Source organism: Streptomyces sp. NPDC048297 (assembly GCF_043201585.1).
GTDB lineage: Bacteria > Actinomycetota > Actinomycetes > Streptomycetales > Streptomycetaceae > Streptomyces.
Map to the genome: position 1 here is coordinate 16,342 of NZ_JBICZA010000047.1, position 18,712 is coordinate 35,053.

18 protein-coding genes are annotated in these 18,712 nt (G+C 72.7%); 12 read left to right on the forward strand and 6 right to left on the reverse strand.

The features are described from left to right. The first annotated feature begins 135 nt into the window (after window positions 1-135). Both ACGFYV_RS33965 and ACGFYV_RS33970 read left to right on the forward strand, forming a co-directional pair. Entirely contained in the window at window positions 136-2,151 is a 2,016-nt protein-coding gene (locus ACGFYV_RS33965; RefSeq protein ID WP_393882377.1) for an FAD-dependent oxidoreductase, read from the forward strand. 31 nt (window positions 2,152-2,182) lie between these two features. Beyond that, the gene (locus ACGFYV_RS33970; protein WP_393882378.1) at window positions 2,183-2,767 is read left to right on the forward strand and encodes a PadR family transcriptional regulator; all 585 of its coding nucleotides are present in this window, start codon (window positions 2,183-2,185) and stop codon (window positions 2,765-2,767) included. An 18-nt stretch (window positions 2,768-2,785) separates the two neighbouring features. Here the strand turns inward: ACGFYV_RS33970 and ACGFYV_RS33975 are convergent, their stop codons facing one another. Beyond that, a complete protein-coding gene (locus ACGFYV_RS33975; RefSeq protein ID WP_393882379.1) occupies window positions 2,786-3,352 on the reverse strand; it encodes a hypothetical protein in 567 nt (188 codons plus the stop codon). Between the two features lie 274 nt (window positions 3,353-3,626). Next, the gene (locus ACGFYV_RS33980; protein WP_393882380.1) at window positions 3,627-4,610 is read right to left on the reverse strand and encodes a fibronectin type III domain-containing protein; all 984 of its coding nucleotides are present in this window, start codon (window positions 4,608-4,610) and stop codon (window positions 3,627-3,629) included. Between the two features lie 395 nt (window positions 4,611-5,005). On the opposite strand from ACGFYV_RS33980, the gene ACGFYV_RS33985 reads away from it, so the two are divergent. Next, window positions 5,006-5,884 (forward strand): glycoside hydrolase family 75 protein, encoded by an 879-nt coding sequence (locus ACGFYV_RS33985; RefSeq protein WP_393882381.1) that lies wholly within the window; start codon window positions 5,006-5,008, stop codon window positions 5,882-5,884. Window positions 5,885-5,932: 48 nt separating this feature from the next. Here the strand turns inward: ACGFYV_RS33985 and ACGFYV_RS33990 are convergent, their stop codons facing one another. From ACGFYV_RS33990 to dhaK, 3 genes are all read right to left on the reverse strand, one after another. After that, entirely contained in the window at window positions 5,933-6,343 is a 411-nt protein-coding gene (locus ACGFYV_RS33990; RefSeq protein WP_393882382.1) for a PTS-dependent dihydroxyacetone kinase phosphotransferase subunit DhaM, read from the reverse strand. Beyond that, window positions 6,336-6,947 (reverse strand): dihydroxyacetone kinase subunit DhaL, encoded by a 612-nt coding sequence (dhaL, locus tag ACGFYV_RS33995; protein ID WP_393882383.1) that lies wholly within the window; start codon window positions 6,945-6,947, stop codon window positions 6,336-6,338. The genes ACGFYV_RS33990 and dhaL overlap by 8 nt, the downstream gene beginning before the upstream one ends. Before the next feature lie 124 nt (window positions 6,948-7,071). Continuing rightward, the gene (gene dhaK, locus ACGFYV_RS34000; protein WP_393882384.1) at window positions 7,072-8,064 is read right to left on the reverse strand and encodes a dihydroxyacetone kinase subunit DhaK; all 993 of its coding nucleotides are present in this window, start codon (window positions 8,062-8,064) and stop codon (window positions 7,072-7,074) included. Between the two features lie 313 nt (window positions 8,065-8,377). Between dhaK and ACGFYV_RS34005 the strand changes: the two genes are divergently transcribed. Further along, complete coding sequence (locus tag ACGFYV_RS34005; RefSeq protein ID WP_393882385.1) at window positions 8,378-8,704, forward strand: DUF3040 domain-containing protein; 327 nt, start codon at window positions 8,378-8,380, stop codon at window positions 8,702-8,704. Between the two features lie 111 nt (window positions 8,705-8,815). After that, window positions 8,816-9,271: an RpiB/LacA/LacB family sugar-phosphate isomerase gene (locus ACGFYV_RS34010; RefSeq protein ID WP_393882386.1), complete on the forward strand. Its 456-nt coding sequence runs from the start codon at window positions 8,816-8,818 to the stop codon at window positions 9,269-9,271. A 157-nt stretch (window positions 9,272-9,428) separates the two neighbouring features. Here ACGFYV_RS34010 and ACGFYV_RS34015 read toward each other — a convergent pair whose 3' ends face one another. Continuing rightward, window positions 9,429-9,794, reverse strand: a complete 366-nt coding sequence (locus ACGFYV_RS34015) for a DUF6479 family protein (protein WP_393882387.1) — start codon at window positions 9,792-9,794, stop codon at window positions 9,429-9,431. 178 nt (window positions 9,795-9,972) lie between these two features. On the opposite strand from ACGFYV_RS34015, the gene ACGFYV_RS34020 reads away from it, so the two are divergent. The 7 genes from ACGFYV_RS34020 (at window position 9,973) to ACGFYV_RS34050 (ending at window position 18,604) form a co-directional block, all read left to right on the forward strand. Next, a complete protein-coding gene (locus ACGFYV_RS34020) occupies window positions 9,973-10,347 on the forward strand; it encodes a ferredoxin (protein WP_393882388.1) in 375 nt (124 codons plus the stop codon). A 121-nt stretch (window positions 10,348-10,468) separates the two neighbouring features. Further along, entirely contained in the window at window positions 10,469-11,647 is a 1,179-nt protein-coding gene (locus tag ACGFYV_RS34025) for an acyl-CoA dehydrogenase family protein (protein WP_393882389.1), read from the forward strand. 79 nt (window positions 11,648-11,726) lie between these two features. Next, window positions 11,727-12,647 carry an oxygenase MpaB family protein gene (locus ACGFYV_RS34030; protein ID WP_393882390.1) on the forward strand — a complete coding sequence of 307 codons (921 nt, stop codon included), beginning with the start codon at window positions 11,727-11,729 and terminating at the stop codon, window positions 12,645-12,647. 58 nt (window positions 12,648-12,705) lie between these two features. After that, window positions 12,706-14,271: a phytoene desaturase family protein gene (locus tag ACGFYV_RS34035; RefSeq protein WP_393882391.1), complete on the forward strand. Its 1,566-nt coding sequence runs from the start codon at window positions 12,706-12,708 to the stop codon at window positions 14,269-14,271. Between the two features lie 132 nt (window positions 14,272-14,403). Further along, window positions 14,404-15,516, forward strand: a complete 1,113-nt coding sequence (locus ACGFYV_RS34040) for an NAD(P)H-dependent flavin oxidoreductase (protein ID WP_393882392.1) — start codon at window positions 14,404-14,406, stop codon at window positions 15,514-15,516. A 67-nt stretch (window positions 15,517-15,583) separates the two neighbouring features. Further along, window positions 15,584-17,056, forward strand: coding sequence for an acyl-CoA synthetase (locus ACGFYV_RS34045; protein WP_393882409.1), 1,473 nt, complete (start codon window positions 15,584-15,586; stop codon window positions 17,054-17,056). A gap of 42 nt (window positions 17,057-17,098) precedes the next feature. After that, window positions 17,099-18,604, forward strand: a complete 1,506-nt coding sequence (locus ACGFYV_RS34050; protein ID WP_393882393.1) for an acyl-CoA synthetase — start codon at window positions 17,099-17,101, stop codon at window positions 18,602-18,604. Window positions 18,605-18,712 lie beyond the last annotated feature (108 nt).

Below are 18,712 nucleotides of genomic sequence, written 5' to 3' on the forward strand. Positions count from 1 at the left end.
TGCGATGGCATGCCCTGCGATGGTGGTGTGCCGCACCGTGGCCGGGCTCACCTCTCAGCGATTGTGCAACTAGTTGCATAAAGGCGCGCGTGTCCTCTACAACAGAAGACGACGACACCGCGCACGGAGGGCCCGATGAGCCGTTACCCGCACCTGATGTCCCCGCTCGACCTGGGATTCACCACGCTCCCCAACCGCGTGCTCATGGGCTCCATGCACGTGGGTCTGGAGGAGGCCGAGCACGGCTTCGAACGGATGGCCGCGTTCTACGCCGCCCGCGCGCGTGGCGGAGTCGGCCTCATCGTCACCGGCGGCATCGCGCCCAACGAGGAGGGGCGCCCGTGGGAGGGCGGCTCCAAGCTCACCACCGAGGAGGAGGCCGAGCGGCACCGGCTCGTCACCGACGCCGTGCACCGCGAGGGCGGCCGGATCGCCCTGCAGATCCTGCACTTCGGGCGGTACGCCTACCACCAGGACCTCGTCGCGCCGAGCGCCCTGCAGGCCCCGATCAGCCCCTTCGTGCCGCGCCCCCTCACCGACGCCGACGTCGAGCGGACCATCGACGACTACGCCCGCACCGCCCGCCTCGCGCGGCAGGCCGGCTACGACGGCGTCGAGATCATGGGCTCCGAGGGCTACCTCATCAACGAGTTCATCGCCACCCGGACCAACCAGCGCGCGGACCGCTGGGGGGGCTCGTACGAGAACCGGATGCGGTTCCCCGTCGAGATCGTGCGGCGCGTGCGCGAGGCCGTCGGCGAGGACTTCATCATCATCTACCGGCTCTCCATGCTCGACCTGGTCCCGGGCGGCTCCACCCTGGAGGAGGTCGTCACCCTCGCCGAGGCCGTCGAGGCCGCCGGCGCGACGATCATCAACACGGGCATCGGCTGGCACGAGGCCCGCATCCCCACCATCGCCACCTCCGTCCCGCGCGGCGCCTACACCTGGGTCACCAAGAAGCTCATGGGCCGGGTGACCGTCCCGCTGGTGACCACCAACCGCATCAACACCCCCGAAGTCGCCGAGGAGTTGCTCGCGACCGGCCACGCCGACATGGTCTCCGTGGCGCGCCCGATGCTCGCCGACCCCGACTTCGTCGCCAAGGCCGCCGCCGGCACGCCCGAGGCCATCAACACCTGCATCGGCTGCAACCAGGCCTGCCTTGACCACACCTTCAGCGGCCAGATCACCTCCTGCCTGGTCAACCCGCGCGCCTGCCACGAGACCGAGCTGATCCTCGCCCCGACCCGGCTGAAGAAGAGCGTCGCCGTCGTCGGCGCCGGACCCGCGGGCCTCGCCTGCGCCGTCTCCGCCGCCGAACGCGGCCACCAGGTCACCCTGTTCGACGCCGCGAGCGAGATCGGCGGCCAGCTCAACGTGGCCCGCAAGGTCCCCGGCAAGCAGGAGTTCGACGAGACGCTGCGCTACTTCCGCCACCAACTGGACGCGCACGGCGTGGACGTACGCCTCGGCACCTGGGTCACGGCGGCGGACCTGGCCGACTACGACGAGGTCGTCGTCGCCACCGGTGTCACCCCGCGCACCCCCGACATCCCCGGCGTCGACCACCCCCGCGTCGTCGGTTACCTCGACGTCCTGCGCGACGGCGTCCAGGTCGGCGACCGCGTCGCGATCCTCGGCGCCGGCGGCATCGGCTTCGACGTGGCCGAGTTCCTCACCGACGGCGGCGACAAGGCGAGCGAGGACCCGCAGACGTACTTCCGCAACTGGGGCGTCGACATGGACTACACGATGGCGGGCGGCCTCGCGGCCCCGAAGCGGCCGGCTCCGCCGCGCACGGTCCACCTGCTCCAGCGCAAGACCACCAAGGTCGGCGCCGGCCTCGGCAAGACCACCGGCTGGATCCACCGCGCCGAACTGAAGCACCGCGGCGTGACCATGATCCCCGGCGTCAGCTACGACCACATCGACGACGCCGGAGTGCACATCACCGTCGGCGAGGAGAGCACGGTCCTCGAGGTCGACACGGTCGTGCTGTGCACCGGCCAGGAGCCGCGCCGCGACCTGTACGACGAGCTGATCGCCGCCGGACGCGCCGCGCACCTGATCGGCGGCGCGGACGTCGCGGCCGAACTGGACGCCAAGCGGGCCGTCAAGCAGGGCACCGAGCTGGCGGCGAGCCTGTAGAGAGCGCCGCGCGCGTCCCTAGGATGAGTCCATGTCACTCCCGCACGCCATCCTCACCGCCCTGCTGGAGAAGCCGTCGTCGGGTCTGGAACTGACCCGCAGGTTCGACAAGTCGATCGGCTACTTCTGGTCGGCGACCCACCAGCAGATCTACCGCGAGCTGGGGAAACTGGAGGCCGAGGGCTACATCCGCACACTGCCGGCCGAGCAGCCGGCCCGCGGGCAGAAGAAGAGCTACGAAGTCCTGCCCGCGGGCCGCGCCGAACTGGCCCGCTGGACCGCCACCGCCCAGGACCCCAGGCCCCTGCGGGACGTCCTGCTGCTGCGCCTGCGCGCCGCGGCGGTGGTCGGTACGGCCGGCGTGGAGTCCGACCTGCGCAGCCATCTGGAGCTGCACCGGCGGCAGTTGGCCGAGTACGAGGACATCGAACTGCGCGACTTCCCGCCGGGCCGGGCCACCCCCGAGGACCGGCTGCGCCATCTGGTCCTGCGAGCCGGCGTCGAACTGGAGACCTTCTGGACGCAGTGGCTCACCCACGCCCTGGAGGAGTTCGCCGAACTGACCGAAAAGCCGGCCCCGGAAACTCCGGAGCCGGCCGACGGCACGCCGGGCTGAGCGCCGCTGTGTGCCCGCTCAGAACCGGTACGGCTTCGAGCGGCGGCGCAGGAACCAGGCCGTGGCGATGACGCCCGAGCCCACCAGGGCCGCGCCGATACCCAGGGTCAGCGGGCCGTAGTCGCGGGCGGCGCCGCCCAGCCCGCCCGCGACACCACGAGTCGGCGCGGGCTGCACGGGTTGCGCGGGCTGCGCGGCCTTGGCCGTCGACGCTGCCGTCGGCGCGGAGGGCGTGGACACGATGACGGACTGGGTGCCCGCGGTGACGCCGTTGGAGCAGACCACCACCACCGTGTACGTCCCGGGGCTCACCCCGGACCAGGCCGCGGACTGGCTGATGGTCGTGCCGGACAGTGCCACCTGACGGCCCTGGGCGAAGTTCGCCTGGCCCTTGCCGAGCAGCGAGGCGTTGCCCCAGTTGCCGTTGGTCTGCGTACAGGCGCTGGTGACCACCGAGACCGTGGAGCCGGTCGTGCTCACGGAGATTCCCGACGCCGCGGCCGACGGCCCGGCGAGGGAGACCGGGAGCGCGGCGGCGGCAGCCAGGGTCAGACCGGAACGGAGGAGAAGTCGGGAGTTGCGCATTGGCTGGCCTCCGGCGGCACGGTTGGCGGTACGTCCCATGCGCCGCCGAGGTCGGGAAACGTCCGTGCTGCCTCACGTGCAGCCAACGCGGCCCGGAGCCTGACCGCACCCGAAGCGCCTCCGGTCGGGTGACGGACTCCTGCGCCGCCGTTGCGCTCCCGTGGCCCGGCGCAAGGCGACACGCCGGCACACCGGCATGGCGGCATGGCGATATGGCGACACGGAGAGATGACGGGGCCGTGCGGGGCCGGCGCCGACCGTACCGGCGTCGACGTCAGCCGTTCGCGCCCGTCGTCACCGTCCGCTCCGCCGAGAAGCCGCCCCAGGTGCCGTCGGGCAGCCGCGCCCGCAGGCGCACCCGGTGTTCGGCCCCCGCCTCGCGCCCGAGGTAGAAGCTGTGATGGGCCCGGCCGCGCGGCGGATCGCCGCCCCACACCAGGGACGTGGCGTCCCGGCCGTCGAGCTGGATCAGGTACTCGGTGATCACGCCGTCCACGTCCGGCGGATCCCAGGACAGATCGACGGAGTAGGCGCCCGCGGACCGGTGCGTCGTGGCGGTGAAGTCCGTGGGCGCGGTGCCCCGGCCGTCGTCGGTGCCCGGGGTGGTCAGGCGCACCGCCGCGCCGGCGGGCGAGAGGTTGTCGGCCGCGTCCCGGGCGCGGACGGTGAAGACGTAACCCGTGCCGGGGCGCAGCCCGGTGACCACGGTCGCGGTCTGGCCCCCGCCCACGCTGTGGATCTTCACTCCGCCCTGGAGGATGTCGTACGACGACACGCCCCGGTCGTCCCGGGAGGCGGACCACGACAGCTGGACCGCGCGGTCGCCCACCGTCCGTCCCGCCGGCCTCGACGGGCGGGTCGGTGACGTGCGGTCGGCGGCCACCCGGGCGGGCGTCCGCGCCCGTACCGCCCGGCTCGGCGGGCCGAGCCGGCCGCCGGTGTCCCGGGCCCGCACGGTGAAGACGTACAGGGTGGACGGCCTGAGCCTGACGACGTCCACCATGTGCTGCGAGCCCGGTACTTCGGTGACCTTCGCAGGGCCGCGATAGACCTCGTAGGCGCGGATCGCGGGACCGCCCCGGCCGTCCGGGACGTCGTTCCACATCACGTGCACGCTGGTCGCGCTGCCGGCCGCCGCCGTGATGCCGGTCGGGGCGCCGGGCGCCCGGCCGTCGTCGGCCGCGCCGCCCCGGCCGCAGGACGCGACCGACAGCAGGGCCACGCAGACCGGCAGACACCGGAGAGGAACGCGTCGCACGGTTCTGCCTCCCGGGGGACGGCATCGCGGCAATGGTCCGGACCAATATGGCGTGGGGGGTGGGGCGGTGACAAGGGGCCGTGTTGGTGAGCACGTGGGGGAGTTACGTATGCTGAGGTCATCTGCGGCTGAACTTCCCGAGAAAGCAGGGGAGTTCATGCCTGTGGCGCGGACACGCTGTCGTCGCCGAAGCCGCGCCGACGCGGGTGGCCCGGGGATCTGAGCCGACACTCACTCAGATCCTCGGCCCCTGTTGTCTCCTCATGGGTCGTCAGCCCGCTGCGCAGGGCGTCAGGGCGCTGCTCCATCCGGCCCCAACCGGCTCGCCGTCCGTGCGAATCCGCACGGGATTGTGCAGGGTGTCCGAAATGTCCCCGAGGAGAGGGTCTCTGAGAGTGCGTGTCCAGTCGCTGACGCTGGCCGCGGCCGGTGCCGCCCTGCTTGCCCCGACGACATTTCCCGCCGCGGCGGCCCCACCCCAGCGGCGGCCACCGGTCCACCGGGAGGGCGGCGTGAGTGCCGCCCCGCAGACATACCGGGAGGCAGGCTTGAGTGTCGTACCGCAGCCACACCGGGAGGCAGGCTTGAGCGTCGTGCCGCAGGCGCCCCAGCAGGGTGGCGTGAAAGCCGGACCGCCGGTCCACCGGGAGCGCGGCGTGAGCGTCGTCCCGCACACCCACCGGGAGCACGGCGTGAGCGCCGCCGATCTGCTGGCCCGGGTGCGCACGTGCCACCAGGTCTCCCGGGGCCGGTACCGCCCCGACGACGGAGCGGCGGCCGACGTCGCCGTCTGCGGCACCCGCGACGCGGTGTTCTGGAAGACCGACATGGACGTCGACTGCGACGGACGGCCCAGCGCCCGCTGCAACCACCGCGCCGACCCGTTCTTCTCCTCCACCACCGCCTACCGGCAGTCCGGCGGCCGGTACCTGAACGCCGCGACGCTTCCCTACATCGTGATCCCGGCCCCCAGCGGCATCTGGGACCACCGGGACCAGGGCATCCGGGGCGGCTCCGTGGCTGCCGTCATCTACCGCGACCGGGTGCAGTACGCGGTCGTCGGCGACACCGGCGCCAAGGACGTCATCGGCGAGGCCTCCTACGCCACCGCCCGCAACCTCGGCATCCACCCCGACCCGCAGGGCGGCGGCGCGTCCTCCGGCGTCACCTACATCGTGTTCAAGAACACCCGGATCAGCCCCATCGAGAACCATCGGGCGGCAGTGAGTACCGGCGAGAGGCTGGCCCGCCGGTTCGTCCGGCAGGGCGGCTGACGGCCAGGCCTCTGCCGCGCCGGCCGGGGGAGCGGGCCGGGCCCCGGCTCAGACCTTCCGGTAGGCGTACGCCTCCGCCGCCGCGGCCTCGACCGCGTCCAGGTCGGCGCCGGTGGAGGCCGTGACGACCGCGGCCACCGCACCCTCGACGAACGGCGCGTCCACGAGGCGTGTGCCGCCCGGGAGTTCGTCGCCCTCGGCGAGAAGGGCCTTGACGGTGAGGACCGCACTGCCGAGGTCCGTGAGAACGGCGACGCCGGCACCGCGGTCGACGGCCGCGGCCGCGGCGGCGATCAACTCGGCACTGGTGCCGAGCCCCCCGCCCTCCGTGCCGCCCGCGGCGGCGACGGGCACCGCCTCGGCCCCGCCCGCGAGTCCCTTCGCCAGCTCGGCGACCGACGCCGCCACCTGCGCGCTGTGCGACACCAGCACGATCCCGACCAGCTTCTCGTCACTCATCTCCGGCTCCCTCGGCCGCTTCTTCCAGCGCGGCGATCAGCAGCGCCGAGGACGTCGCCCCCGGGTCCTGGTGGCCGATGCTGCGCTCCCCGAGATAGCTGGCCCGGCCCTTGCGCGCCTGCAGCGGGGTGGTGGCCACCGCGCCCTCCTCGGCAGCCGCCCGCGCGGCCGTGAAGCCCTCGCCGAGCGCGTCCACGGCCGGGACCAGGGCGTCGACCATGGTCTTGTCGCCCGGCGCCGCGCCGCCCAGCGCCATCACGCCGTCCACGCCGACCCGCAGTGCCTCGCCCAGTTGCGCCCCGGTGACCTCGGAGGCGTCCCCGAGCGCCTTGCCGGTCCGGCGCAGCAGGGTGCCGTACAGCGGCCCGGAGGCGCCGCCGACCGTGGAGATCAACTGGCGCCCGGCCAGGGTGAGGACCGCACCCGGGGTGGTCGGCGCCTCCTTCTCCAGGGTGGTCAGGACGGCCGCGAACCCACGCTGCATGTTGCTGCCGTGGTCGGCGTCACCGATGGCCGAGTCGAGGTCGGTGAGCCGTTCCGCCTCACGGTCGACGGAGGCGGCGGCGGCCGTCATCCAGCGGCGGAAGAAATCGGCGTCGAGCACGGGATCTCCTTGCGTGGTAGGGAAGTTGACCGCTGCGTCCTGGTAGGAGGGTTGACCGTCGCCTCCTGGTGGGGAAGGTGACCATCGCTTCCTGGTAGGGAAGTCGACCGCTGCGTCCGCCGTGTCACATGCCCCAGCGCAGCGCCGGGGTTCGCACCGGCGCGTCCCACAGCCGCAGCAGTTCCTCGTCGACCTGGCACAGCGTCACCGAGGCGCCCGCCATGTCGAGGGAGGTGACGTAGTTGCCGACGAGCGTACGGGCCACGACCACACCCCGCTCCGCGAGCACGCGCTGCACCTCGGCGTTGAAGCCGAACAACTCCAGCAGCGGCGTGGCGCCCATGCCGTTGACCAGGACGAGCACGGGGTCGCGCGGGGTCATGTCGTCGAGAATGGCGTGCACCGCGAAGTCGGCGATCTCCCCGGAGGTCATCATGGCCCGGCGCTCGCGCCCCGGTTCGCCGTGGATGCCGATGCCCAACTCCAGTTCCCCCGACGGCAGATCGAAGGTCGGGGAGCCCTTCGCCGGGGTGGTGACCGCGCTGAGCGCGAAACCGAAGCTGCGCGCGTTCTCGTTCACCTGGCGCCCGATGGCCTCCACCCGCTCCAGCGGCTGCCCCTCGGCCGCCGCCGCACCCGCGATCTTCTCCACGAACAGGGTCGCCCCGGTGCCGCGCCGGCCGGCCGTGAACAGGCTGTCGGTGACCGCCACGTCATCGTTGACCAGCACCTTCGCTACCTGGATGCCCTCGTCCTCGGCGAGTTCGGCCGCCATGTCGAAGTTGAGCACGTCACCCGTGTAGTTCTTCACGACGAACAGCACGCCGGCCCCGCTGTCGACCGCCGCCGCGGCCCGCGCCATCTGGTCGGGAACCGGCGAGGTGAACACCTCTCCCGGGCAGGCCGCCGCGAGCATGCCCGGACCGACGAACCCGCCGTGCAGCGGCTCGTGCCCCGACCCACCGCCCGACACCAGCGCCACCTGCCCGTCCACGGGCGCGTCCCGGCGGACGATCACCCGGTTCTCCACGTCCACGGTCAGCTCCGGATACGCGGCCGCCATGCCCCGCAGCGCATCCGCCACGACGGTCTCCGGGACGTTGATCAACATCCTCATCTGTCTCTCCTGGAAGCCGGGAAGGCAGGCCGTCGACCTGCGCCTGCGCTGGTCACGTCGGGTATGGGGTGAGGTGTGAGGTCGGGCGCGTGCTCGGTGACGCGTCGTCAGCCCGGGGCGGTGGCACCGGTGCGCGCGCCTCGGGATCGTGCGGATCGTGCCGGTCGGGGCTCCTGGTACTGACAGTATCGGCCCAGTGGCGTCCAAGGTCACCTCCACGTTCCCGCCGGGCTTTCGCCGCGCCGTTCCGGGGAACCCGGCCGGTCGGGAGCGGAGAGCGTGCAGGCCTTCGGCCGGAGAAGGAGCCGTTTCCGTGGACGACCGGAAGAACCCCGACGACGTACGACTGTCACCGCGCGAGCGGATCGTGTTGCTGGAGATCGAGGCGAACCTGCGGCGGGACCGCCGGCTCGCGCACCGGATGCGCCGCGCGGGGCGGGACCTGTGGCTGCCGCTGTCCGTCGCGCTGCTCGCGGTCGCGTCCGTCTTCGTGGCCGTGATGGGCATCCGCACCTCGGATCCCGCCCTGCTGTGGTGCTTCGCCCTGCTGTGGTCGCTGACCCTGCTGCAAGCCTTCCGCCTGCTCTGCCGCGCCGCGCGACAGCGCGGTTCCCGTGCGCGTGTCACGCCCTGGCTGTGAGGAGACGGAGACGGGGACGGAGACGAGAGACGGACGAGGGGGAGACGAAGGCAGGCGGGGGCGGTCGGGGACGCGGACGCGCGAGGGCAGCCGGGGGATAGGCTCCGTGCCATGCGGATCTCCGTCTCTTCCGACATGGACGAACCCGTGGCCCGTCTCCTCGTCGAGGAGTTGCGCCGGCGCGGACACGAGGTGCGGGAGCACGGCGCGCTGCGCGCCGGCGCCGACCCGCAGTGGGCGGCGTGCTCCGAGGCGGCTGCCCGGGACGTGGCCGAGGGGGCGGCCGACCAGGCGGTCGTGTGCTGCTGGACCGGTACCGGGGCCTCCATCGCCGCGAACAAGGTGCCCGGCGTCCGGGCCGCGCTGTGCACGGACGCGTACACGGCCGACGGCGCGCGCCGCTGGAACGACGCCAACGTCCTCGCACTCGGCCTGCGGCTCACCTCGGAACCGGTGCTCAAAGAGATCCTCGACGCCTGGTTCGCGGCGGAGCCGAGCCAGGACGCCGAGGACCGGCAGAACGTGGCCCGCGTCGGGCGTCTCGACGCCGCCGGAACGGTCTCCTGACGACGGCGAACGGCGCCGGTGCGGGCCGACGGGAAGATCGTCGTTCGTTCGGTTGTCGGGGTTGCGTGTCGGGATCGCTTGTCGGGATGGGGCTTGCCGGAGGCTGCTTGTCGGAGGTTGGTCGCGAGTCGTGAGTCGCGGCTCGTGGGCCGGGGATTCAGTGGGCGCCGAGACCGCCGCCGCCGAACGAGCCGCTCGACCCCTTGCTCCAGCGCGGGCGCTCCTTGGTCTCGCTCGGCCTGGTGCCCTGGTTGGTCAGCTCGTACGGAGTGAGTGGGCGCTCGCCCTTGGGGATGTGCGGAATCTCTTCCGGCTCCCTGTTCTCCCTGATCTCGCGCACCGCACCGTCCGGAGGCAGGTGCGGCTGCTCCTCGGGGCGTGGCCGGGGGGACTCGCGGTACTTGACGCGTGAAGTCATCCAGTAGCCGCCGGCGAGGAACGCCAGCACGGCCACGGCCACCACGAAGAGACCGAGACTCATCAGGCCGCTCGGCGCGGCCAGCTGCATCGTTGCGGTACTCATAAGACAGGAATACCCCACCCGGAACGGGACGAACCGGACACGTTGGGTGGTCGTTGGGTGGCCGACGCCCGACGCGGGGCTCGCGCGTCGCGCCCCGCATCTCCTGCCCCGTATCTCTTGCGCGTGTCTCCTGTCCCCTCGCGGGTTTGCGTCGCCGCGGCCCGGCTACCCGCCCCGTGTGACAACGCCGACCTCGGAGCAGCAGCTCTACCGGTTCCTCGAGGACCGGTTCACCTGTGCCCAGGCCTGCGCCGACTGCGCGCGGGCGTGCGCGGTACGTGCGAGCCTCCTGGACCCCGACGGCACCGCGCCCCGCGAGCGCGTGCGCCGGCTGGGCATCATCTGTGCCGAGGTGTGCGACACGACCTGCGGCATGCTGTCCGAGCAGAACCAGCAGGACGAGGAGCAGATCAGGATCCGGCTGAAGTGGTGCCGCTCGGTCTGCGAGGACTGCGCGCAGGCCTTCGACGCACAGCCCGGCGCCGAGTCCGCGGAGGCCGCGTGCCGGGCCTGCGCCACGGCGTGCGCGGAATTCATGACGATCCTCGGCTGACGTCGACGCGCCGCCCCACAGCGGGCCCGCGATATTCACCGCGGGCTCGCCATTCCCAATTTCTGGAACACGTTCTACGGTGTGCGCCGTCAGGACCGCCCTTGGGGAGCCTGGAGGCGCCGTGCATCTCGACCACACGCCCGAGCAGCAGCGACTGCGCAGCGAACTGCGCGCCTACTTCGCCGAACTGGTGCCGGACCACGCCTACACCCGGTACGCGGAGCCGGCCGCGCAGAAGCGGTTCTACCGCGAGACCATCCGCCGCCTCGGCGCGGACGGCCGGCTCGGCGTGGGCTGGCCCGAGGAGTACGGCGGGCGCGGGATGACGGCGATGGAGCAGTTCATCTTCTTCGACGAGGCCGCGCAGGCCGGCGTACCGCTGCCGCTGATGGCCCTGAACACGGTCGGCCCGACGATCATGCGGTTCGGCCCGGAGGAACAGAAGGCGTACTTCCTGCCGCGCATCCTCGCCGGGGAGATCGACTTCGCGATCGGCGACAGCGAGCCCGGCGCCGGCACCGATCTCGCGTCCCTCAAGACGCGTGCCGTACGCGACGGCGACGAGTACGTCGTCGACGGGCAGAAGATCTGGACCACCAACGGCGACACGGCCGACTGGGTGTGGCTGGCCGTGCGCACCGACCCCGAGGCGCCGCCGCACAAGGGGATCACCATGCTCCTGGTGCCGACCTCCGACCCGGGCTACTCCTGCACCCTCATCCGTACGCTCGCCTCGCACGACTCCACGGCCAGCTACTACGAGAACGTCCGCGTCCCCGTCTCCCGCCGGGTCGGCGAGGAGAACCAGGGCTGGCGGCTGATCACCAACCAGCTCAACCACGAGCGCGTCACCCTCGCCGCCCACGGCACCATGGCGATCCGCGCCCTGCACGACGTGCAGCGCTGGGCGATGGAGACCAAGCTCGCCGACGGCCGTCGCGTGGTCGACCTGCCCTGGGTCCGCCGCCTGCTGGCCCGCACCCACACCCGGCTCGACGCCCTGAAACTCCTCAACTGGCAGATGGTCACCGCCGTCCACGAAGGCACCCTCACCCCCCAGGACGCCTCCGCCGTCAAGGTCTACGGCTCCGAGGCCCGCCGTGACGCCTACGCCGCGCTGATGGAGATCGTCGCCGCGGCCGGCCCGCTGAAGGAGGGCTCGGCGGGCGCGGTCCTGCACGGCGAACTGGAACGCGGCTACCGCTCCGCCGTGATCTTCACCTTCGGCGGCGGCAACAACGAGATCCAGCGCGAGATCATCTCCTGGATCGGCCTGGGGATGCCGCGCGTACGGCGATGACCGACCCCACCTGCGACCAGGCCTTTGACGAACCGGGGACAATGGCGGGGAAGGGGCGGCTTGCCGGCGGATCGCGGAGGTGCTCGTGGGGCTGCGGACCCGGATCGCGGACGAACTCAAGGCGACCGTGCACGGGGGAGATCTCAAGCTGGAGCGGTACGAGGGGCCGGCCGGTGACCCCGGGCTGCTCGGGATCACCCCGGGCGATCCGGCCTGGCGGGTGCACGGGCATCCGACCGGCATGCTCGCCGGGGGATTCGCGGCGCTGATGCTCCAGACGCTGCACCCGCTGGCCATGGCCGGTGTCGACCAGCACTCGGACTTCCGGACCGACCCGATCGGCCGGCTCGTCGGCACCGCACGGTTCGTCACCACGACGACCTTCGGCTCGACGGACGCCGCGCAGGACGCGGCGGCGCTGGTGCGGCGGATCCATACCCGGGTGCGCGGCACCGCCCCGGACGGACGGCCGTACCGGGCGGACGACCCCGGGCTGCTCACCTGGGTGCACACCGCCGAGGTGCGCAGCTTCCTGGCCGGATACCAGACGTACGCGCCGCGGCGGCTCCGGCTCACGCCCGCCGAGTGCGACGCGTACTACGGCCAGGTCGCCCCGGTCGCCGAGATGCTCGGCGCGCGGGAGGTGCCGCGCACCGCGCGGGAGGTGGAGGACTACCTGAGCCGTATGCGTCCGCAACTGCGGGCGACACCGGCCGCGTTGGACTCCGTACGGTTCCTGCGCGGGTTCGGCCGGACGGGGCGTGAGCGGCTGGTCGTGCGCGTGCTGATGAACGCGTCGGTCGGGCTGCTGCCCGACTGGGCGCGGGCCGAACTGGGCATGCACCGGCCGGCAGCGGTCCGCGCCTGGTGGGACCGGCCGGTGGCGACGACGGTCGGCCGGACGATCGAGTGGGCGCGCGGCCCGTCCGAGATCCATGCCGCCGCGCGGCGCAGGCTGGCCTCGGCGCCGACGGGGACCGGGCCGCTCGGCCGACCTTGATCGAATCGGGCCGCGCCCGACTCTGGCCGTCGTGTTCCCTCGCGTGTTACGAAGAACCATGTCTGCAAACGAAGGAACCCGGACGTACGACGCCGTCGTCGTCGGCGGGGGCCACAACGGTCTGGTCGCCGCCGCCTACCTGGCCCGCGCGGGCCGCTCCGTGCTGGTGCTGGAACGCCTGGACCACACGGGTGGCGCCGCCGTCTCCACCCGCCCGTTCGCCGGCGTCGACGCGCGGCTGTCCCGCTACTCCTACCTGGTCAGCCTGCTGCCGCAGAAGATCGTGAGCGATCTGGGCCTGGACTTCCGGGTGCGCGGGCGCACCATCTCGTCGTACACGCCCGTGGAGCGCGGCGGACGGGCCACCGGGCTGCTCGTCGGCGGCGGCGAGGAGCGCACCCGGGAGGCCTTCGCCCGGCTGACCGGCGGCGAGCGCGAGTACGCGTCCTGGCAGCGTTTCTACGGCATGACCGGCGAGGTCGCCCAGCGGGTCTTCCCGACCCTCACCGAGCCCCTGCCCACGCGGGAGGAGCTGCGCCGCCGCGTCGACGACGAGAGCGCCTGGCGGGCGCTGTTCGAGGAGCCGATCGGCGTCGCCATCGAGGAGAACTTCACCGACGACCTGGTGCGGGGCGTGGTCCTCACCGACGGGCTGATCGGCACGTTCGCCGACGCCCACGACGCCTCCCTCGCCCAGAACCGCTGCTTCCTCTACCACGTCATCGGCGGCGGCACCGGCGCCTGGGACGTGCCCGTCGGAGGCATGGGCGCCCTCACCGACGCGCTGGCCGCAGCCGCGCGGCAGGCCGGGGCGGCCATCGAGACCGGCCACGAGGCGCTCCGCATCGACACCGACGGGCACGGCGCCGAGGTCACCTACCGCATCGCCGACGGCGAAGGCGTCGCCGCCGCCCGCCACGTCCTGGTGAACGCCTCGCCGCAGGCGCTGGCCGACCTGATGGGGGACACCGCCCCCGAGCCCGCCGAGGGCGCACAGCTCAAGGTGAACATGCTGCTCAAGCGGCTCCCCAGGCTGCGCGACCGCTCGGTCGACCCCCGCGAGGCCTTCGCCGGCACCTTCCACATCGCCGAGGGGTACCAGCAACTGGCCGCCGCCCACGCCCAGGCCGCCGCCGGTGAACTCCCGGCCGCGCCGCCGTCGGAGATCTACTGCCACTCGCTGACCGACCCCAGCATCCTCGGCCCCGAACTCGCTGGCGCCGGCTACCAGACGCTCACCCTCTTCGGCCTGCACGTCCCGGCCCGGCTCTTCGCCCGGGACAACGACGCCGTCCGCGAGGAGCTGCTGAAGTCCACCCTCGCCCAGCTCGACGCCCAGCTCGACGAACCCCTCGCGGACTGCCTGGCCACCGACGCCGACGGCCGCCCCTGCATCGAGGCCAAGACCCCGCTCGACCTCGAACGCGACCTGCGCCTGCCCGGCGGCAACATCTTCCACCGCGCCCTGTCCTGGCCCTACGAGCAGGAGGGCACCGGGCGCTGGGGCGTGGAGACCCGGCATGGCAACGTCCTGCTGTGCGGCGCCGGCGCGGTGCGCGGCGGCGGCGTGAGCGGCGTGCCGGGGCACAACGCGGCGATGGCGGCGCTGGAGGGGTGGCGCTGAGGGCTGCGGCCCGGTGCCGGGCGCCGGGCACCCCGAGTTGTGCCGGCAGAGCCGCCCCCGTCTCCGCAAGGAATCTGACGGAGCATCAGAAAAAGTCTTCCGTCGTCCGCGCGACTGCGGCATCCTGCGCCCATGCAGACGGAGCTGAGCAAGAGACTGGGAATCGAGCACGCCGTCTTCGGCTTCACACCGTTCCCGGCCGTCGCCGCGGCCATCAGCCGGGCCGGCGGCTTCGGGGTGCTCGGCGCGGTCCGCTACACCGACCCCGGCGACCTCAAGCGCGACCTCGACTGGATCGAGGCGCACGCCGAGGGCAGACCGTACGGGCTGGACGTGGTGATGCCGGCGAAGAAGGTCGAGGGCGTCAGCGAGGCCGATGTCGAGGCGATGATCCCCGAGGGGCACCGGCAGTTCGTGCGGGACACCCTCGCCGAACACGGGGTGCCCGAGCTGGGCGAGGGCGAGGCGTCCGGGTGGCGCATCACCGGCTGGATGGAGCAGGTCGCCCGCACCCAGCTCGACGTCGCCTTCGACTACCCGATCCGGCTGCTCGCCAACGCGCTCGGCTCACCGCCCGCCGACGTCGTCGCCCGCGCCCACGACCGGGGTGTGCTCGTCGCCGCGCTCGCGGGCAGCGCCCGGCACGCCCGCAAGCACCAAGAAGCGGGCATCGACATCGTCGTGGCGCAGGGCTACGAGGCCGGCGGCCACACCGGGGAGATCGCCTCCATGGTGCTGACCCCCGAGGTCGTGGAGGCGGTCGATCCCCTGCCCGTCCTGGCCGCCGGCGGCATCGGCAGCGGACAGCAGGTGGCGGCCGCCCTCACCCTCGGCGCCCAGGGTGTGTGGCTGGGCTCCATATGGCTGACCACCACAGAGGCGGACCTCCACTCGCCCGGCCTGACCCGCAAGCTCCTCGCCGCCGGGTCCGGGGACACCGTCCGCTCCCGCGCCCTGACCGGGAAACCGGCCCGTCAGCTGCGGACCGCGTGGACCGACGCCTGGGACGATCGGGCCGGACCCGGCACGCTGCCCATGCCGCTGCAGGGCCTGCTGGTCGCCGAGGCCGTCTCCCGCATCCAGAAGTACGAGGTCGAGCCGCTGCTCGGCACCCCCGTCGGCCAGATCGTCGGCCGGATGACCAGCGAGCGCAGCGTCCAGGCCGTCCTCGACGACCTCACCCGCGGCTTCGAGCAGGCCGTCGACCGCGTGGGCCGCATCGCCGGAAGGAGCGGCCGGTCGTGACCGCACCCGTGAGCAAACCCCCGCCGGCTTCTGGGCCCAGGCCGCCCAGGACCCCGACCGCACGGTCCTGATCGCCCCCGACGGCGAACCGTGGACCGCCGGGCGCCTGCACGCCGCCGCCAACCAGCTGGTCCACGGACTGCGCGCGGCCGGCCTCCGGCAGGGCGACGCGTTCGCCGTCGTCCTGCCCAACGGCGTCGAGTTCCTCACCGCCTACCTGGCCGCCTCCCAGGCCGGCTTCTACCTCGTCCCCGTCAACCACCACCTGGTCGGAACGGAGATCGCCTGGATCGTCGCCGACTCCGGCGCCAAGGTGCTGATCGCGCACGAGCGCTATGCCCGCGCCGCGGCGGACGAGGCCGGCCTCCCCGCCACCCACCGCCACGCCGTCGGCGAGGCCGACGGCTTCCGGCCGTACGCCGAACTCCTCGACGGACAGCCCGAGTCGGCGCCCGACGACCGCACGCTCGGCTGGGTCATGAACTACACCTCCGGTACGACCGGACGCCCCCGCGGCATCCGCCGCCCGCTGCCCGGAAAGGCCCCCGAGGAGGCCTACCTCGGCGGGTTCCTCGGCATCAGGCCCTTCGACGACAACGTCCACCTCGTCTGCTCGCCGCTCTACCACACGGCCGTCCTCCAGTTCGCGGGCGCGTCCCTGCACATCGGCCACCGCCTGGTCCTCATGGACAAGTGGACCCCCGAGGACATGCTCCGCCTCATCGACACCCACCGGTGCACCCACACCCATATGGTCCCCACCCAGTTCCACCGCCTGCTGGCCGTCCCGGACGAGACGCGGGCCGCCTACGACGTGTCGTCCATGCGGCACGCCATCCACGGCGCCGCCCCCTGCCCCGACCACGTCAAGCGGGCCATGATCGACTGGTGGGGGACGTGCGTGGAGGAGTACTACGCGGCCAGCGAGGGCGGCGGCGCCTTCGCCACCGCCGAGGACTGGCTGAAGAAACCCGGAACGGTCGGCAGGGCCTGGCCCATCAGCGAACTCGCCGTCTTCGACGACGACGGCAACCGGCTCCCGCCCGGCCGGCTCGGCACCGTCTACATGAAGATGAGCACCGGCGGCTTCTCGTACCACAAGGACGACGACAAGACCCGCAAGAACCGCATCGGCGACTACTTCACCGTCGGCGACCCCGGCTACCTGGACGAGGACGGCTACCTCTTCCTGCGCGACCGCAAGATCGACATGATCATCTCCGGCGGGGTCAACATCTACCCGGCCGAGATCGAGTCCGCGCTGCTCGCCCACCCCGCCGTCGCCGACGCGGCCGCCTTCGGGATCCCGCACGACGACTGGGGCGAGGAGGTCAAGGCCGTCGTGGAGCCCGCCCCCGGACACGAACCGGGGCCCGCCCTCGCCGCCGCCCTCCTCGACCACTGCTCCCGCCGGCTCGCCGGCTACAAGTGCCCCAAGAGTGTCGACTTCATCGCCGAGATGCCCCGCGACCCCAACGGCAAGCTGTACAAGCGACGGCTGCGCGAACCGTACTGGCAGGGGCGGGAACGGCCGGTGTGAGGGCCTTGACCTGTCCCTCCGGTGGCCCGAAGATCGGCTCTCATGACGCAGGGACACGGCAGCACGGTCGACGGGGTGCTGCGGCGCAGCGCCCGGCGCACCCCGGCGCGCGTCGCGCTGGAGTACCGCGAACGCACCTGGACGTACGAGGAACTCGACGACGCCGTCTCGCGCGCCGCCGCCCTGCTGCTCGCGCGGGGCGCCGGCCCCGGCGACCGCGTCGGCGCCTACGGCCACAACTCCGACGCCTACCTGATCGCCTTCCTGGCCTGCTCCCGCGCGGGTCTGGTCCATGTGCCGGTCAACCAGAACCTGACCGGCGACGACCTGGCGTACATCGTCGGCCAGTCGGGCAGCACGCTCGTGCTCGCCGACCCGGACCTCGCCGGCCGGCTCCCGGACGGCGTACGGGTGATGCCCCTGCGGGACACGGAGGACTCCCTCCTCGCCCGGCTGGCGGACACACCGCCGTACGACGGACCCGAACCGCGCACCGAGGACCTGGTCCAGCTGCTGTACACGTCCGGGACCACCGCGCTGCCCAAGGGCGCGATGATGACCCACCGTGCGCTGGTGCACGAGTACCTGAGCGCCATCACCGCCCTCGACCTGAGCGCCGGCGACCGGCCCGTGCACGCGCTGCCGCTGTACCACTCGGCGCAGATGCACGTCTTCCTGCTGCCGTACCTCGCGGTCGGCGCGACCAGCATCCTCCTGGACGCGCCGGACGGCGACCGTCTCTTCGACCTGGTCGAAGCGGGCCGTGTGGACAGCCTGTTCGCGCCGCCGACCGTGTGGATCGGCCTGGCGAACCGCCCCGACTTCGCCACCCGCGACCTGAGCGGCCTGCGCAAGGCCTACTACGGCGCCTCGATCATGCCGGTGCCCGTGCTCGGCCGGCTGCGCGAACGGCTGCCCGGACTCGCCTTCTACAACTGCTTCGGACAGAGCGAGATCGGCCCCCTGGCCACCGTCCTCGCCCCCGACGAGCACGAGGGCCGGCTCGACTCCTGCGGCCGGACCGTGCTGTTCGTGGACGCCCGTGTCGTCGACGACAAGGGCGAGGAGGTGCCCGACGGCACGCCCGGCGAAGTCGTCTACCGCTCACCGCAGCTGTGCGAGGGCTACTGGGACAAGCCCGAGGAGACCGCCGAGGCCTTCCGGGGCGGCTGGTTCCACTCCGGCGACCTCGCGGTGCGCGACGCCGACGGCTACTTCACGATCGTCGACCGGGTGAAGGACGTCATCAACTCCGGTGGGGTGCTGGTGGCTTCACGCCAGGTCGAGGACGCGCTCTACACCCATGCGTCCGTCGCCGAGGTGGCCGTGATCGGCCTGCCGGACGAGCAGTGGATCGAGGCCGTCACGGCGGTCGTCGTCCCGCGCGGCGAGGTGACGGAGGGGGTGCTCGTCGCGCATGTACGCGAGAAGCTCGCCGCCTTCAAGGCGCCCAAGCGGGTGCTGTTCGTGTCCGAGCTGCCGCGCAACGCCAGCGGCAAGATCCTCAAGCGGGAACTGCGGGAGCGGTTCGCGGCCGACGGCGCTTGACCTCAAGTCCGGTCCAGCTTCTACGGTCGGCGCCGCCGCCGCGATCGACTTCCGCACGAAGGCGTTCGGCGCCGTGGAACTCTTCCGCATCCCCGGCCCGGACGGGCT

Excerpts from the sequence above, each read along its gene's own strand:
- ACGFYV_RS33965 (WP_393882377.1), top strand. The coding sequence starts at position 136 with ATGAGCCGTTACCCGCACCTGATGTCCCCGCTCGACCTGGGATTCACC.
- ACGFYV_RS33970 (WP_393882378.1), top strand. The coding sequence starts at position 2,183 with ATGTCACTCCCGCACGCCATCCTCACCGCCCTGCTGGAGAAGCCGTCG.
- ACGFYV_RS33975 (WP_393882379.1), bottom strand. The coding sequence starts at position 3,352 with ATGCGCAACTCCCGACTTCTCCTCCGTTCCGGTCTGACCCTGGCTGCC.
- ACGFYV_RS33990 (WP_393882382.1), bottom strand. The coding sequence starts at position 6,343 with ATGAGTGACGAGAAGCTGGTCGGGATCGTGCTGGTGTCGCACAGCGCG.
- dhaK (WP_393882384.1), bottom strand. The coding sequence starts at position 8,064 with ATGAGGATGTTGATCAACGTCCCGGAGACCGTCGTGGCGGATGCGCTG.
- ACGFYV_RS34010 (WP_393882386.1), top strand. The coding sequence starts at position 8,816 with ATGCGGATCTCCGTCTCTTCCGACATGGACGAACCCGTGGCCCGTCTC.
- ACGFYV_RS34015 (WP_393882387.1), bottom strand. The coding sequence starts at position 9,794 with ATGAGTACCGCAACGATGCAGCTGGCCGCGCCGAGCGGCCTGATGAGT.
- ACGFYV_RS34035 (WP_393882391.1), top strand. The coding sequence starts at position 12,706 with ATGTCTGCAAACGAAGGAACCCGGACGTACGACGCCGTCGTCGTCGGC.
- ACGFYV_RS34040 (WP_393882392.1), top strand. The coding sequence starts at position 14,404 with ATGCAGACGGAGCTGAGCAAGAGACTGGGAATCGAGCACGCCGTCTTC.
- ACGFYV_RS34050 (WP_393882393.1), top strand. The coding sequence starts at position 17,099 with ATGACGCAGGGACACGGCAGCACGGTCGACGGGGTGCTGCGGCGCAGC.